General features: G+C 68.9%; 14 protein-coding genes. 8 read left to right on the top strand and 6 right to left on the bottom strand.

What is annotated here, in order from left to right; all coding sequences use genetic code 11:
* Positions 1-225 carry a hypothetical protein gene (locus tag ACZ3HV_RS16800; protein WP_465685193.1) on the top strand — a complete coding sequence of 75 codons (225 nt, stop codon included), beginning with the start codon at positions 1-3 and terminating at the stop codon, positions 223-225.
* Positions 226-289: 64 nt separating this feature from the next.
* Here the strand turns inward: ACZ3HV_RS16800 and ACZ3HV_RS16795 are convergent, their stop codons facing one another.
* Positions 290-934 (bottom strand): ACT domain-containing protein, encoded by a 645-nt coding sequence (locus ACZ3HV_RS16795; RefSeq protein WP_360378428.1) that lies wholly within the window; start codon positions 932-934, stop codon positions 290-292.
* A 235-nt stretch (positions 935-1,169) separates the two neighbouring features.
* Here ACZ3HV_RS16795 and gatC point away from each other — a divergent pair, with 235 nt between their 5' ends.
* The 3 genes from gatC to gatB are packed head-to-tail and all read left to right on the top strand — an operon-like array spanning position 1,170 to position 4,476.
* On the top strand, positions 1,170-1,466 hold the full coding sequence (gene gatC, locus ACZ3HV_RS16790) for an Asp-tRNA(Asn)/Glu-tRNA(Gln) amidotransferase subunit GatC (RefSeq protein ID WP_130387521.1): 297 nt from the start codon (positions 1,170-1,172) through the stop codon (positions 1,464-1,466).
* Positions 1,466-2,971, top strand: a complete 1,506-nt coding sequence (gene gatA, locus ACZ3HV_RS16785) for an Asp-tRNA(Asn)/Glu-tRNA(Gln) amidotransferase subunit GatA (RefSeq protein ID WP_465685190.1) — start codon at positions 1,466-1,468, stop codon at positions 2,969-2,971. Before gatC ends, gatA begins: the two co-directional genes overlap by 1 nt.
* The gene (gene gatB / locus ACZ3HV_RS16780) at positions 2,968-4,476 is read left to right on the top strand and encodes an Asp-tRNA(Asn)/Glu-tRNA(Gln) amidotransferase subunit GatB (RefSeq protein ID WP_465685188.1); all 1,509 of its coding nucleotides are present in this window, start codon (positions 2,968-2,970) and stop codon (positions 4,474-4,476) included. Before gatA ends, gatB begins: the two co-directional genes overlap by 4 nt.
* A gap of 45 nt (positions 4,477-4,521) precedes the next feature.
* On the opposite strand, the gene ACZ3HV_RS16775 is transcribed toward gatB, so the two are convergent.
* From ACZ3HV_RS16775 to ACZ3HV_RS16760, 4 genes are all read right to left on the bottom strand, one after another.
* A complete protein-coding gene (locus tag ACZ3HV_RS16775) occupies positions 4,522-5,040 on the bottom strand; it encodes a general stress protein (protein ID WP_465685187.1) in 519 nt (172 codons plus the stop codon).
* Between the two features lie 76 nt (positions 5,041-5,116).
* Positions 5,117-6,229 (bottom strand): PQQ-dependent sugar dehydrogenase, encoded by a 1,113-nt coding sequence (locus tag ACZ3HV_RS16770; RefSeq protein WP_465685185.1) that lies wholly within the window; start codon positions 6,227-6,229, stop codon positions 5,117-5,119.
* A gap of 55 nt (positions 6,230-6,284) precedes the next feature.
* A complete protein-coding gene (locus ACZ3HV_RS16765; protein ID WP_465685184.1) occupies positions 6,285-7,571 on the bottom strand; it encodes a class I SAM-dependent methyltransferase in 1,287 nt (428 codons plus the stop codon).
* Positions 7,568-8,947, bottom strand: a complete 1,380-nt coding sequence (locus ACZ3HV_RS16760; RefSeq protein WP_465685182.1) for an FAD-binding oxidoreductase — start codon at positions 8,945-8,947, stop codon at positions 7,568-7,570. The genes ACZ3HV_RS16765 and ACZ3HV_RS16760 overlap by 4 nt, the downstream gene beginning before the upstream one ends.
* Before the next feature lie 75 nt (positions 8,948-9,022).
* Here ACZ3HV_RS16760 and ACZ3HV_RS16755 point away from each other — a divergent pair, with 75 nt between their 5' ends.
* From ACZ3HV_RS16755 to ACZ3HV_RS16740, 4 genes are all read left to right on the top strand, one after another.
* On the top strand, positions 9,023-9,955 hold the full coding sequence (locus tag ACZ3HV_RS16755) for a 2-hydroxyacid dehydrogenase (protein WP_465685180.1): 933 nt from the start codon (positions 9,023-9,025) through the stop codon (positions 9,953-9,955).
* Positions 9,956-9,968: 13 nt separating this feature from the next.
* Entirely contained in the window at positions 9,969-11,063 is a 1,095-nt protein-coding gene (locus tag ACZ3HV_RS16750; RefSeq protein WP_465685178.1) for a WD40/YVTN/BNR-like repeat-containing protein, read from the top strand.
* The gene (locus ACZ3HV_RS16745) at positions 11,060-11,323 is read left to right on the top strand and encodes a MoaD/ThiS family protein (RefSeq protein WP_465685176.1); all 264 of its coding nucleotides are present in this window, start codon (positions 11,060-11,062) and stop codon (positions 11,321-11,323) included. The genes ACZ3HV_RS16750 and ACZ3HV_RS16745 overlap by 4 nt, the downstream gene beginning before the upstream one ends.
* A 318-nt stretch (positions 11,324-11,641) precedes the next feature.
* Positions 11,642-13,900, top strand: a complete 2,259-nt coding sequence (locus ACZ3HV_RS16740; RefSeq protein ID WP_465685174.1) for an MMPL family transporter — start codon at positions 11,642-11,644, stop codon at positions 13,898-13,900.
* Here the strand turns inward: ACZ3HV_RS16740 and ACZ3HV_RS16735 are convergent.
* A complete protein-coding gene (locus tag ACZ3HV_RS16735; RefSeq protein ID WP_465685172.1) occupies positions 13,897-14,808 on the bottom strand; it encodes a 5-aminoimidazole-4-carboxamide ribonucleotide transformylase in 912 nt (303 codons plus the stop codon). The genes ACZ3HV_RS16740 and ACZ3HV_RS16735 overlap by 4 nt on opposite strands.
* Positions 14,809-14,819: the final 11 nt, after the last annotated feature.

The following is a 14,819-nucleotide window of genomic DNA, read 5'->3' as shown; positions in this document are numbered from 1 at the left end:
ATGAAGTTCCCCCGGGAGAAGCGGGAGTCGCGGACGGTGGTCGCACCACCGCCCGAGGCGGTCCAGCGCGTCGACGGCGGCGGCGCCTGGGGGCCCACCCAGTTCGACCTCCCGGACGGCAACGGCAGCAACAGCCAGGCGATCCTGATCGTGGTCCTGGTCGGCGTCGTCGTCCTCCTGGTCATCGCCGGCCTCTGGGTCCTCGCCTACTTCCAGTTCACCTAGAACCACACGCAGGAAGCCCCCGCTCGCTGGAGCGGGGGCTTCCTGCTTGTACGGCGTCCGTGGGTCAGGCGGTGGCGCGGATGGTGACGGCCAGGGAGGCGAGGTAGCTCAGGCGGGCTACCTCGGAGCCGAGGAACTCGGGGCCGCCGCGGCGGCCGATGACCAGGATCCGGCGCTCGGACTCCAGCGGGGCCGCGACCAGCACGGACTCGGACAGGCCCTTGTGCTCCGGGGCCTCCAGCGTCGTCGCCTTGTCCATCGGCAGCCAGCGTTTCGCCATATCGCCGAACTCGGGAGTGGCGCTGGTCTCCAGCGCCACCTTCACCTCGCTGCCGGTGCCGTCCAGCAGTGCGGCCCAGTCGGCATGCAGCACGGCCGGTGACTGCTCGACCAGGATGTCGATCGCGTCGGTCGGAGCCGACGTCATCTGCTCGACGGCTTCCAGATCCATGTGCAGTCCGCCGCCGGCGCCGTACCGGGAGAACCAGATCACTTCGACGTCCGGTACGCCGTTGCACGCCGAGACGAGGCGGTCGGGCAGGACGCCTTGCGGCAGGTCGACCACGATGTCGTCGACGGCGGTGCCGTTCTCGCGCCGGTGCTCGACGATCTCGATGGCGTGGATGTCGGCGTTCACTTCACCGAGGGCGGTCGCCACAGTGCCCAGCGAACCGGGCCGGTCCGGGATGATCAATCGCAGCAGAAACACCGAACGATCATCTCCCAGCCGATCACCATGCGTATAACACCCTGTCGCCGCCAATGTTACAGAGCGGAACGCGAAGACACGCCCGGCCCTCTCGACACTTGAGCACAGAGCGTTGTCCACAGGGACCGGGGATGAGGAAACGCGACCGTCATGGCTGCCCACTAGGATGGCTCGCGTTACACCGAGAACCTCTCTGTGTTTCTCACTCGGCTACTTGCAGACATTGGATCAGTTCATGCCATCGATTACCCGCGAAGAGGTCGCGCACCTGGCGCGACTGGCGCGGATCGAGCTCAGCGATGACGAGCTCGACCACCTCGCGCCACAGCTCGACCAGATCATCACCCTGGTCGGGCAGGTCAGCCAGGTGGCCGCGGACGACATCCCGCCGACCTCGCACGCCCTGCCGCTGACCAACGTGATGCGCGCGGACGAGAACGTCCCGTGCCTCACGCCGGAGCAGGCGCTGTCCGGCGCGCCGGCCGCGGAGGAGCAGCGATTCCGGGTGCCGCGGATCCTGGAGGAGGACTGATGAGCGAGCTGATCAGGAAGACCGCGGCCGAGCTCGCGGAGTTGATGACGTCCGGCCAGGCCAGCTCGGTGGAGATCACCCAGGCGCACCTTGACCGGATCGCTGCGGTCGATGGTGACGTGCACGCGTTCCTGCACGTCGACACCGAGGGCGCGCTGGCGCAGGCCGCCGCCGTGGATGCGAAGCGTGCCGCGGGCGAGCAGCTCGGCCCGCTGGCCGGTGTCCCGCTGGCGCTGAAGGACGTGCTGACCCAGCAGGACGTGCCGACCACGGCCGGCTCGAAGATCCTCGAGGGCTGGAAGCCGCCGTACGACTCGACGGTCGTCAAGCGGTTGAAGGCGGCCGGGATCGTCATCCTCGGCAAGACCAACATGGACGAGTTCGCGATGGGCTCCTCCACTGAGAACTCGGCGTACGGCACCACCCACAACCCGTGGGATCTGAGCCGGATCCCCGGTGGTTCCGGCGGTGGGTCGTCGGCCGCGATCTCGGCGTACGAGGCGCCGCTGGCGATCGGCACCGACACCGGCGGCTCGATCCGGCAGCCCGGTGCGTTCACCGGCACGGTCGGCGTCAAGCCGACGTACGGCGGGACTTCGCGATACGGACTGATCGCACTTGCCTCGAGCCTGGACACGCCCGGTCCGTGTGCGCGGACGACGCTGGACGCGGCGCTGCTGCACGAGGCGATCGCCGGGTACGACCCGATGGACTCGACGTCGATCAACCAGCCGGTCCCGGCCGTCGTCGAGGCGGCGCGCAACGGTGACGTCGCGGGCCTGCGGATCGGCGTGGTCAAGGAGCTCGGCGGCGAGGGGTACCAGCCGGGTGTCGAGGCGCGCTTCCACGAGGCGGTCGAGCTGCTCACCAAGCTCGGCGCCGAGGTGGTCGAGGTCTCCTGCCCGCACTTCGAGTACGCGCTGCCGGCGTACTACCTGATCCTGCCGAGCGAGGCCTCGTCGAACCTGGCCAAGTTCGACGCGATGCGGTACGGACTGCGCGTCGGCGACGACGGCACGAACAGCGCGGAGAAGGTGACCAGCCTGACCCGCGAGGCCGGCTTCGGCGCCGAGGTGAAGCGCCGCATCATCCTCGGCACGCACGCCCTGTCGGCGGGGTACTACGACGCCTACTACGGGCAGGCGCAGAAGGTGCGGACGCTGATCGCCCGCGACTTCGCGAAGGCCTACGAGCAGGTCGACGTGCTGGTCTCGCCCGCGACGCCGACGACGGCGTTCGCGATCGGCGACCGGATCGACGACCCGATCGCGATGTACAAGAACGACCTCTGCACGATCCCGTCCAACCTGGCCGGCAACGCGGCCGGGTCGTTCCCGTGCGGCCTGGCCGACGAGGACGGCATGCCGGTCGGCTTCCATGTGATGGCCCCGGTGATGCGTGACGACCTGTGCTACACCGTCGGCGCCGCGCTGGAGTCCGCGCTGGCCGAGCAGTGGGGCGGCGTGCTGATGACCAAGGCTCCGGAGCTGGAGGTGACCCGATGACCACCGCGACAACTGACGCCGTCCTCGAGATCGACGACGCCCTGGCGCAGTACGACCCGGTGATGGGCCTCGAGGTCCACGTCGAGCTGAACACCAGGTCGAAGATGTTCTGCGGCTGCCCGACCGAGTTCGGCGCGCCGCCGAACACCCAGACCTGCCCGGTCTGCCTCGGTCTGCCCGGCGCCCTGCCGGTGGTCAACCGGCGCGCCGTCGAGTCCGCGATCAAGATCGGCCTGGCGCTGAACTGCGAAATCGCGGAGTGGTGCCGGTTCGCCCGGAAGAACTACTTCTACCCGGACATGCCGAAGAACTTCCAGACCTCCCAGTACGACGAGCCGATCGCGTACAACGGGTGGACCGAAGTGGTCGTCGATGGCGAGACCTATCGCATCGAGATCGAGCGCGCCCACATGGAGGAGGACACCGGCAAGTCCACCCACGTCGGTGGCGCGACCGGCCGGATCCACGGCGCCTCGCACTCGCTGGTCGACTACAACCGGGCCGGTATCCCGCTGATCGAGATCGTCACCAAGACGATCGAGGTTCCGCCGGAGAAGGCCGCGGCGGTGGCGCGGGCGTACGTGAGCATGCTGCGCGACCTGTTGCTCGCGTTGGGTGTCTCCGACGTCCGGATGGACCAGGGCTCGCTGCGCTGCGACGCCAACGTGTCGCTGAAGCCGCACGGTTCGTCGGCGCTGGGCACCCGGACCGAGACCAAGAACGTGAACTCGTTCCGCTCGGTCGAGCGCGCGATCACGTACGAGATCACCCGGCAGGCGGCGGTGCTGTCGTCCGGCGGCAAGGTCCTGCAGGAGACCCGGCACTGGCACGAGGACACCGGCATCACCACGTCCGGCCGGGAGAAGTCCGACGCCGACGACTACCGGTACTTCCCGGAGCCCGACCTGGTCCCGGTCGCCCCGTCCCGCGAGTGGGTCGAGGAGATCCGTGCTTCGTTGCCGGAGGCGCCTTCGCTGCGCCGGGTCCGGCTGCAGGAGGAGTGGGGTTTCACCGACCTGGAGATGCGCGACGTCATCAACGGCAACGCGCTGGAGCCGATCGTGGCGACCGTCGAGCTCGGGGTCACGCCGGCCGCGGCGAAGAAGTGGTGGCTGGGTGAGCTGGCCCGCGCGGCGAACGAGTCGGGCCAGGAGCTCGAGGCGCTCGGCGTCGGTCCGGCCGAGGTCGCCGAGGTGCAGAAGCTGGTCGACGAGGGTTCGCTGAACGACAAGCTCGCGCGGCAGGTCTTCGACGGACTGATCAAGGGTGAGGGCACGCCGGCCGAGATCATCGAGAAGCGCGGTCTGGCCTTGGTCTCGGACGACTCGGCGCTGATCGAGGCGATCGACCGGGCGATCGCGGCCAACCCGGACGTGGTCGAGAAGGTCAACGCCGGGAAGCCGGCCGCCGCCGGCGCGCTGATCGGCGCGGTGATGAAGGACATGCGCGGTCAGGCGGACGCGGCCAAGGTCCGCGAGCTCCTGAACGCCAAGCTCGGTATCTGACAGCTGACGCCGGGCCCAGGCGATGCGCCTGGGCCCGGCTCAGTTTTAGGCCGCGTCCTTCTGGGGTGCCTCTGCGATGACCTCGCGCTCGACGCGGCCGTCATCGAGATCCGTGGCGTCCGCGAGCAGGGTCTGGGCCACCGACAGTTCCTCGGGTGGGCAGCGGACCTCGAAGTGGGTTGGTACGACCTCGGTCGTGATCGCGTCGGGCCGGTTCCGGACGAGTCCCCGGAACAACCCCCACAGCCCGCCGATCAGAACGCCGTACACGAAGCCCCACACGACGACGGCCAGGCCGGTCAGCGTGGTCTCGGCGACGAGCGTGATGAAGACCGCCGCGAGTACGCCGAGCAGCGCGCCCTGGAGCGCCCCGACGCCGGTGAGTCGCGCGACCGGGATGACCTGATGTCTCTCCGCCTGCCGGAGTTCGGCGCCGACCACCTCCAGGCTCCGCGCGTCCATCCCGTAACTTCGCAGGTACCCGACCGTCCGCTGAGCATCCTCGAAGCTGCTCACCGAAGCGATCACACTGCTGGGGACAACGGGCGCCTGGCCGGTCCGCATACCAATCTCCTCCTCTGGTCGTCATGGGGTTCTCCCCACAAGTACCAGACGGCCAAAGGTTCTAAACGGTTGGCACTCAGCGGCTGATCGTCACGCGGAGGGTCCGGTCGTCGCCGTCCCGGGTGTCACCGCGGCCGTCGGTGTTCGACGTGGTCAGCCACAGCGAGCCGTCCGGCGCCACCTCGACGGTGCGCAATCGCCCGTACTGATTGGTGAAAAACGCTTGCGGCTCGCCGACTCGCTTGCCATTGGCAACGGGAATCGCCCAGAGCCGCTGACCCCGCAGCGACGCCATGAAGACGTGCCCCTGGGCGAACGCGATCCCGGACGGCGAGGCGTCGGAGGTGTGCCACTGGGCGATCGGGTCGGTCATCCCGTCCAGCTCGCTGATCCCCTCGGCGGCCGGCCAGCCGTAGTTGGCGCCGGGCGTGATCGCGTTCAGCTCGTCCCACGTGTTCTGGCCGAACTCGGCGGCGTACAACTGGCTGCCGTCGAACGCGAGGCCCTGCACGTTCCGGTGGCCCTTGGTGATCCAGACACGTCCGTCCGGGTTACCCGGCGCGGCCTTCCCTTCGGTGGTGATGCGCAGGATCTTCCCGCCCAGCGACCCGTCGTCCTGCGAGTTGGGCCGATCCGCGCCGTCGCCGGTCCCGGCGTACAGATACCCGTCGGGGCCGAACCGCAGCCGGCCGCCGTTGTGAATCGCGGCGGCCGGGATCCCCTCGAGGATCACCTGCTGGTCGGACAGCCGACCGTCCTGGTACGTGATCCGGGCGATCCGGTTGTCGTCGCCGCCGGAGTAGTACGCGTAGATGTACGGACGCCCCGGATACCCAGGATCGACGGCCAACCCCAGCAGCCCACCCTCGGAGGATGCGTTCACGTCATCCACCTCGCCGACGTCACTCACCTGCCCGTCGGCGATCCGCTTCACCTTCCCCGAGTCCCGCTCCGCCACCAGAGCAGTCTTGTCAGGCAGAAACGCCAGCCCCCATGGCACCTCGATCCCCGTCGCCACAGTCGAAGCCACCGCCAGCTTCACCGACACCTGCCCGCCGGCCGTCGTAGAGCTGGTCGGCGCGGACGTAGTCTGCGAAGCCGGCGCGTCGTCGGAGCACCCGGCCACCAACGCCAACGCCGTCAACACCACCGCGGCGCCACCCCGTTGCCTGACCTTGGTCCCGCCCACGCCGTCTCCTCCGGTAGTCCTGTAGGTACTACTACACCGCGGACCGCCAAATGGTTCAGCTGAGCCAGGTGGGGCGGAGGGGGATGTGGGCGTTGGCCTGGTCGTCGAGTTTCACGGCGAGGATCTGGTGAAGTTGGGTGTTGTTGCGTTCGAAGCCGACGCGGCAGGCGGCCAGGTAGAGGCCCCAGATCTTGGCGGTGGCGTGGCCGACCTCGGCGACGGCCTGGTCCCAATGGGCGACGAGGTTGTCGGACCAGGCGGCCAGGGTGAGGGCGTAGTGCTCGCGAAGGTTCTCCTCGTGGCGGACCTCGAAGCCGGCGTCCTGCGCCTCGGCGATGATGCGGCCGGAGCCGATCAGTTCGCCGTCGGGGAAGATGTAGCGGTCGATGAACGCGCCGGTCGAGCGGTACCGGTTGTCGGGCCGCGTGATGCTGTGGTTCAGCAGCCGGCCGCCGGGCTTCAGCCGGTCGAGCAGGAAACCGAAGTACGACGGGTAGTTGCGGACGCCGATGTGTTCGGTCAGGCCGATCGAGCTGATCGCGTCGAAGTCCCGCTCCGCCACGTCGCGGTAGTCGAGGAACCGCACCTCGGCCCGGTCCTCCAGCCCTTCCCGCTTGATCGCGGCGGCAGCCCACTCGGCCTGCGCCGCGGACAACGTGACGCCGAGCGCGGTCACGCCGTACTCGCGGGCCGCGTGCCGGACCATGCCACCCCAGCCGCAGCCGACGTCGAGCAGCCGCATCCCCGGCTTGAGGTCCAGCTTCCGCGCGACCAGGTCGTACTTCTCGTACTGCGCCTGCTCCAGCGACGCGTCCGTGGACGTGTAGACGGCGCAGGTGTAGGTCATCGACGGCCCGAGAATCCACTCGTAGAACGCGTTCGACACGTCGTAGTGGTGGTGGATCGCCGCCTTGTCCCGCGACTTCGAGTGCCGCAAGCCTTCGAACGTACGACGCCACTTCGGCAGGTGCTCCTGCGGCGGGGGAGGCGGGGGCTTCAGGTGACTCCAGCCGAGCCCGCGGACGATCCGGAGCGCCTCCGACGGCGTCGGGCGCTCGAAGTGCAACTGGTTGAGCATCATCCGCATCAGGTTGTACGGGTTGCCCGGGTGGGCACCGGTGATCTCCAGGTCGCCCATCACGTACGCGCGGACCAGCCCGAGGTCACCGGGCGCCGTGAGTACGTAGGACAGACCACGCTCGGAGGCCAGATGCATGTGGATCGGCGAGTCCTCCGGGCCGGTCGCGCTGCCGTCGTACGCCGTGAACCGGAACGGGAGACCGCCGGGAGTCACGGTCGTCAGTGCGTCAGCGATAGAAACCTGGGTCGCGAGCGTCGTCATCGGCGCGTCACCGCCTTCTCGTAGAGCCCGGTCAGCCGGGCGTTCGGGTCGTAGCGTTTCTTCACCTCGGTCAAGGCCGGGACGTTGTAGAGCCGGTCGAAAGTGGCTCGGTCGTAGTAAGCGTCGGAGTACAGCGATTTGTGCCCGCCGAAATCGGTCACCGCCGTCTCGATGTGCCGGTTCACATCACCGTCCGCGGCGCCGGGAGCGATCGGCACAGTGCCCCAGAAGCCGACATTCACGTAGGTCCGGCCGGGCTGGAGCGGGTACAGCGGCCAGGCTGCCGACCCGCGCAGCCGCAGGGGACACAGCCACACCGGCCGCATTCCCACGTGCGCGTCGAACCAGCGCAGGAACCCGGCCAGTCGGTCGACCGGGATCTCCACATCCTGGACAACGCGTTCACGATCCGGCTGTCCGCGGCGCCGGTTGATCCGCGCGGCGAATTGGTGCCGGTTCTCGAAGCCCACGATCTTGTGGAACACGTCACTGCGCCGCCAGCGGCGCGGCCACAGCCGTCGTACCAACGGCTTCTGGGCGCCGAACGCGGCCGAGCACCAGAACCAGTCGGTGTCCCAGCGCCACAGGTAGTCGTGCGCGGTGAGGAAATCCTTCTGCCGGTGCTGGATCGAGCGGTAGTAGATCTGCTGCCCGGTGTAGTCGCTGGTTCGGACGGCGGCGTCGCTGTTGCGGCCGAGGGTCAGGTAGGCCTCCCTCGGGCTGAACGCGACCCCGTCGACGAAGTGCACCGGCTCTCCGTCGTACGTGCCGGAGGCAACGATCTCGTCGATCGCCGGCGCCAGCTGGTCCAGGCCCAGGCGGACGTGCCGCAGAGCGACGTACGGCGAGATGCGGTCGAGCTCGATCTTCAGCCGGGTCGCGTAGCCGAGGGTGCCGTAGGAGTTCGGGAACATCCGGAACAGGTCCGCGTGCTCGCCCTCGGGCCGCGCGGTGACGACGTCGCCCGCGCCGGTGAGGATGTCGAGCTCGAGCACGGACTCGTGCGGCAGGCCGGCCCGGAACGACGACGACTCGATACCGAGCCCGGTCACCGCGCCGCCGAGGGTGATCGTCTTCAGCTGCGGCACGACCATCGGAGTCAGCCCGTGCGGGAGGGTCGCCGCGACCAGGTCCTCGTAGGTGCACATGCCCTGCACGTCCGCGGTCCGGGCGGCCGGATCGACGCTGATCACCCCGGTCAGCTTCGACACGTCCAAGCCCGGGCGCTCGACCTCGGCCCGCGGCCGGAAGAGATTCGAACTGCGCTTCGCCAGCCGAACGGGCTCGCCTGCGGGAATGCGCTGATACGACTCCCGCAACCCCCCTACGGCTTGATCATGCTCGAGTGTCGCCGCCAGATCCGATGTCGAAGGCACCAATCCAGAGTACGACGACGCCCACCGTCTGGCACGGGAGTTCAAACTGTCGGCCCGGCCGAGTAGGTTCGGGGCATGGCTGATGTGGTGAAGGCATGGCTGCCCTGGGAGGACCCCGGTACCTTCCTCGACGGGTTGCCCGCGGGCTTCGACGTCGACTTCTTCGACGGTGGCGAGCTGCCGGCGTCGATCGGCGAGGTGGAGTTCTACGTGCCCGGTTACATGGGCGGCCGGAAGGTCGCCGAGGTGGTTCGGGAGATGCCCGCGCTGAAGGTGGTGCAGCTCCAGACCGCCGGCTTCGAGAATGTCCTGCCATACCTGGCAGACGGCGTGACCTTGTGCAATGCGCGCGGGGTGCATGACGCGTCCACGGCCGAGCTCGCGGTCGGCCTCATCCTCGCGTCGTACCGTCGCCTGCCGCGAGCCGTGCGCAACCAGGAGCGGCAGACCTGGCCCTCGTCGTACGACGAGATCGACGACTCGCTCGCGGATCGCACGGTGCTGATCCTCGGGTACGGGTCGATCGGGGAGGCACTGGAGCGGCGGCTGAGTGGGTTCGAGTGTGATGTGATCCGGGTCGCGCGGCGGGCGCGGGACGGCGTGCATCCGATCTCCGAGCTGCCGGAGCTGCTGCCGCGGGCGGATGTCGTCGTACTGCTGACGCCGGCGACGCCGGAGACCACGGGGATGGTGGACGCGAAGTTCCTGGCCCGGCTGAAGGACGGCGCCCTGCTGGTGAACGTCGCGCGCGGTGTCGTGGTGGATACCGAGGCGTTGCTGGCCGAGCTGGGCACGCGCCGGATCAGCGCCGCGCTGGACGTGACCGACCCCGAGCCGTTGCCTGCCGGACATCCGCTGTGGTCAGCTCCGAACGTGCTGATCAATCCGCACCGCGGCGGTGCCTCGACGGCGTTCGCGCCGCGGGTGGCCCGGCTGGTGCGCGCACAGCTGGAGCGCTACTCGGCAGCAGAACCGTTGATCAATGTGGTGGCGGGACCGCCACGCTAGGAGGAGGACAAGGATGTCCGAGGCCGTACTGCTGATCGGAACCAAGAAGGGGCTCTGGATCGGCCGGAGCGATGCTGCCCGGCAGAAGTGGACGCTGGACGGCCCGGTGCCGGAGTTCGAGATGCAGGGTGTGTACGCCGTCGGGATCGACACCCGCGGTGAGCGGCCACGGGTGTTCGCCGGCGGGACCAGCGAGCACTGGGGTCCGGCGGTCTTCCACTCCGACGACCTCGGGGCGACCTGGGCCGAGCCGCCGGAAGGGTCCATCGGCTTCCCAGCCGACGCCGACGCCTCGCTCGAGCGGGTCTGGCAGATCCAGCCCGGCCCGGCTGGGCAGCCTGGCGTCGTGTACGCCGGGACCGAGCCGTCGGCGCTGTGGAAATCGACCGACGGGGGAGTGACGTTCGATCTGATCCGCGGGCTGTGGGACCACCCGCACCGCAAGGAGTGGGGCGCCGGATTCGGCGGGCAGGCGATCCACACCGTGCTGCCGCACCCGACCGATCCCGATCGGGTCAATGTCGCGATGTCGACCGGTGGGGTCTACCGGACCACCGACGGCGGTACGTCGTGGGAGCCGGCGAACCAGGGGATCCAGGCGAAGTTCTTCCCCGACCCGTATCCGGAGTTCGGCCAGTGTGTGCACAAGCTGGCCGCGCATCCCGACGTACCGGAGCGGATGTTCGCGCAGAACCATCACGGCGTCTACCGATCCGACGACGGCGGGGCGATCTGGAAGTCGATCGCGGACGGATTGCCGTCGGACTTCGGATTCCCGATCGCGGTGCATCCGCACGAGCCCGACACCGTGTACGTGTTCCCGCTGGTCGCGGACGCGAATCGGATCCCCACCGAGGGCAAAAGCCGGGTCTACCGCTCCCGTGACGCGGGCGCGACGTGGGAGCCACTGACCACGGGCCTGCCGGACGTGTCGTACGTACCGGTCCTGCGCGACGCCCTCACCACGGACACGGCCGACCCGGCCGGTGTGTACGTCGGCACCCGCGACGGCTGCGTCTACGCCAGCGCGGACGCGGGCGACACCTGGGTCGAGGTCGCGCGCCACCTGCCCGACGTACTCACAGTCCGCGCCGCGGTGGTCGGATGATCGCCGTCCGCCTGCCGACCGTGCTCCAGGCGTTCGCGTCCGGAGCCGATCGGGTGGAGGTCGCCGGCACCACGGTCGGCGAGGTCTTCGCCGCACTAGATCCCGTCTTGCGCCGCCGATTGACCGACGAACAAGGCGCCCTCCGCCGGCACGTCAACATCTACCTGGGCAACGACAACATCCGCGACCTGAACGGCCTGGACACCAAGCTGACCGACGGCGACGAGCTCCTCATCCTCCCCAGCGTCGCCGGCGGCTGACGACCGGCGAAAAGAAAAGACTGCAGTTTACCGGCGCGCTTGGTTAGCGTTCGGCGGCATGAGCGAAGTACTTCTCCTGACCGGTGCACCCGGCTCGGGTCCGGGAGGTGGTGCGCTCCGGGCGGGTTCGCCTGTGAGGACAGGCGGTTGGGCAAACGTTTGAGGGCCGTTGGCAACTGAGTGCGATGGGCCGGTGGCGGAGGGCGTGCACCAGGATCGAAGGGTTGTGACGGGGTCAGGCCCGGCTTACTGTCGGGCGGAGGAGCCGACGGCTCGGCCGTCGCCTGGGGGGCGCCTTGGGGGGAGGGGGGCGCCTTCATGCATGCGTTTCTCGATCGGCTCGGCCGGGGGGCCGCTCGCCATCACTGGTTCGTGATCGCCGGGTGGGTCGTGCTGGTCGTCGGACTGTTCGTGCTCCGGTCGGCCTTCGGCGGCACCTACGTCAACAACTACACCGTGCCGGGGAGCGAGTCGTCGGCCGGTCTGAACCTGCTGAACAAGGACTTCGCCAAGGCCGGCGGCTACTCGGGCTCGATCGTCTTCCACTCGACGTCCGGAACGGTGTCCGCGCAGGCCGACGCGGTCAAGACCACGATGGCCGATGTCGGCAAACTGCCCGACGTCGTCTCGGCCACCGACCCGCTCGCGACCAACCAGACGGCGTACATCTCCAAGGACGGAACGGTCGTCAACGCACCGGTCTCGTTCTCCGTGGTGCCGGCCTCGCTCGACAAGAGCTACCTCGACTCGCTGAACGCCGCGGTCCAGCCGGCCCGGTCCGCCGGCCTCCAGGTCGAGTTCGGCGGTGGCGCGGGACAGATCGGCAAGCAGGCCGACGATGCGCTCTCGGAGGCGATCGGCCTCGCGCTTGCGTTGCTGTTGCTGTTCTTGATGTTCCGCTCGATCGTGGCCTCCGGACTGCCGCTGGTCGCCGCAGTCTTCAGCGTGGGCGGCGGTTTGGCCATACTCGGCCTGCTCGCGGCCGTGAAGGACTTCCCGGTCTCGGCGCCGACTGTCGCCACCCTGCTCGGCCTCGGCGTCGCGATCGACTACGGCTTGTTCCTGGTGTCGCGCCATCGCGAACAGCTCGACGACGGTATGGGCGTCGAACAATCGGTCGGGCGCGCCGAGTCGACGTCCGGCGCGGCGATCCTGGTCGCGGGCGGGACGGTCGTCATCGCGATCCTCGGCCTCTACGTCTCCGGCGTACCGTTCGTCGGTGCCCTCGGTCTCTCGTCGGCCATCGTCGTCGCGTTCACCGTCCTCGCCGCCCTGACCCTCATTCCGGCCCTGCTCGGCCTGGCGAAGCTCCTTGTCCTGAACCGGGAGGACCGCCACCACCTGGCCGAGGAGCGTGAGCTCGAGGCCGGACTCCCGGACGAGCAGGCCGTCGCGGAGCACCGAGCCGACGAGCGCGAGCGGCGCGATCTCAAGCACGAGCAGAGCGCCTTCGCCCGGTGGGGACGCAAGGTGAGCGACCGGCCGTGGCCGTACGGCATCGTCGCCACCCTGGTGCTGCTGATTCTCGCCATCCCGCTGTTCTCGATGAATCTGGGCCAGCTCGATGCGGGCACCGATCCGGCCGGTGACTCGAGCCGGAAGGCGTACGACCTGGTCGCGCAAGGGTTCGGCCCGGGCGCCAACGGTCCGCTGACGGTCGTCGTACAGCTCCCGTCCGGCAGCGCGAGCGACAACCAGACCCTGCTGACCGGTCTCACCTCCACGCTTCAGAAGACCCCCGGCGTTGCGGCTGTACAGCCCGCGAGCACGAACGAAGCCGGTACGACAGCGATCATCACCGTCATTCCGACCACCTCGCCGTCGTCGGCGGACACCGAGGATCTGGTCAACCGGATCCGCGACGACGTACTCGCGGGGCAGAACGAGCCCACGTACGTCGTCGGCACCACCGCCGGGTACGTCGACTTCACCGAGAAGGTGGCCGGCCGGATGCTGTGGCTGATCGGCGCGGTCGTCCTGCTGGCCTTCCTGCTGCTCATGGTCGCCTTCCGCTCGCTGCTGATCGGGGTCAAGGCCGCGGTCCTCAACCTGCTGTCGGTCGGCGCCGCGTACGGCGTGATCGTCGCGGTCTTCCAGTGGGGCTGGGGATCCTCCCTGGTCGGCATCGACGAGAAGGTGCCGATCCCGTCGTTCGTCCCGATGCTGATGTTCGCGATCGTGTTCGGGCTGTCGATGGACTACGAGGTCTTCCTGCTGTCCCGCGTCCACGAGGCCTGGCTGCAGACGAAGGACAGCCATCGCGCCGTGGCCATCGGGATCGGCGCGACCGCCCGGGTGATCACGACCGCGGCGGCGATCATGATCGCGGTGTTCCTGAGCTTCGTCCTCGACGACGACCCGACCGTGAAGATGCTCGCGGTCGGCATGGCCGTCGCGGTCCTGATCGACGCCAGTATCGTCCGGATGATCCTCGTCCCGTCGGTGATGACGCTGCTCGGCGACCGGGCCTGGTGGCTGCCGAAGTGGCTCGACCGCATCATCCCCGACATCCAGCTGGAAGGTGGCGAGCCACCGCCGGCCCCCGAACCCAAACCGCGCGAGACCTCCCCGGTCTAGTGCCGAAACAGGCGTACGCCGGTCGGTGACCAGCTGATCCCACGCTCGGCGCAGGCCGCGGCGACCTCGTCCGATCGGATCGAGCCGCCCGGCTCGGCGATGTGCGTGACGCCGTGCCGCTGCGCCTCCTCGATGTTGTCGACGAAGGGAAGTGCGCCGTCGGACACCATCGAGACGCCGGTCAACGGTTCGGCCGAGTGCCGGGCCCACCACGCCTGAGCCTTCTCGCCGGCCAGCCGTGTGCAGTCCACGCGCGACTGCTGCCCGGCGCCGACGCCGATCGTCATGCCGTCCTTCACCATCACCACAGTGTTCGACTGGGTGTAACGGGCGACGATCAACCCCAGCACCAAGTCCCGGGCCGCGGCGTCCGGCACCGCCGGATCCAGCAGCTCACGAGTCAGCGGTACATCGTCCCGCCGCTGCGTCAGCCGTAGTCCGTAGAACTCGCGGACCTCCGCCGCCGGCGGCTCGAACGCCGGGTCGGCCTCCAGCACCAGGAAGCTCGCACGCTTCTTCGCCGCCAACGTCCCGACCACGCCTTCGTCGTACCCAGGCGCGATGATCCCGTCCGAGACGACCCGCTTGAGCACCCCGGCGAGCTCCGCGTCGACCGGATGCGAGACCGCGACAAAGTCGCCGTACGACGACTTCGGATCGGCATCGCGAGCGCGCAGATAGGCCGCGCTCACCGACGAGCCCAAGGCCGCCCCAGCCGGCGACACATGCTTGTACGACGCAGCCGCCGGCACGCCGAACGCGTTTGAGGCCTCGCGCACGAGCTGCCACCCGGTGAGCGCATCCAGCACGTTGATGTACGACGGCTCGCCAGACACCACCGTGAACGGAGCGCGCGGCCCAGTCGCCACCATGTCCGCGGTCTGATGTGGATTCATCCCATAACGCATCAAGCACCTCC

This window comes from Kribbella sp. NPDC020701 (assembly GCF_055562215.1).
This window is presented reverse-complemented; position numbering and strand designations above follow the sequence as displayed.

Bases quoted from the DNA above. Each gene is read 5' to 3' on its own strand.
- ACZ3HV_RS16775 (WP_465685187.1), bottom strand. From the start codon at position 5,040: ATGCGGACCGGCCAGGCGCCCGTTGTCCCCAGCAGTGTGATCGCTTCG.
- ACZ3HV_RS16745 (WP_465685176.1), top strand. From the start codon at position 11,060: ATGATCGCCGTCCGCCTGCCGACCGTGCTCCAGGCGTTCGCGTCCGGA.
- ACZ3HV_RS16740 (WP_465685174.1), top strand. From the start codon at position 11,642: ATGCATGCGTTTCTCGATCGGCTCGGCCGGGGGGCCGCTCGCCATCAC.
- ACZ3HV_RS16750 (WP_465685178.1), top strand. From the start codon at position 9,969: ATGTCCGAGGCCGTACTGCTGATCGGAACCAAGAAGGGGCTCTGGATC.
- gatC (WP_130387521.1), top strand. From the start codon at position 1,170: ATGCCATCGATTACCCGCGAAGAGGTCGCGCACCTGGCGCGACTGGCG.
- ACZ3HV_RS16735 (WP_465685172.1), bottom strand. From the start codon at position 14,808: ATGCGTTATGGGATGAATCCACATCAGACCGCGGACATGGTGGCGACT.
- gatA (WP_465685190.1), top strand. From the start codon at position 1,466: ATGAGCGAGCTGATCAGGAAGACCGCGGCCGAGCTCGCGGAGTTGATG.
- ACZ3HV_RS16765 (WP_465685184.1), bottom strand. From the start codon at position 7,571: ATGACGACGCTCGCGACCCAGGTTTCTATCGCTGACGCACTGACGACC.
- ACZ3HV_RS16800 (WP_465685193.1), top strand. From the start codon at position 1: ATGAAGTTCCCCCGGGAGAAGCGGGAGTCGCGGACGGTGGTCGCACCA.
- gatB (WP_465685188.1), top strand. From the start codon at position 2,968: ATGACCACCGCGACAACTGACGCCGTCCTCGAGATCGACGACGCCCTG.
- ACZ3HV_RS16755 (WP_465685180.1), top strand. From the start codon at position 9,023: ATGGCTGATGTGGTGAAGGCATGGCTGCCCTGGGAGGACCCCGGTACC.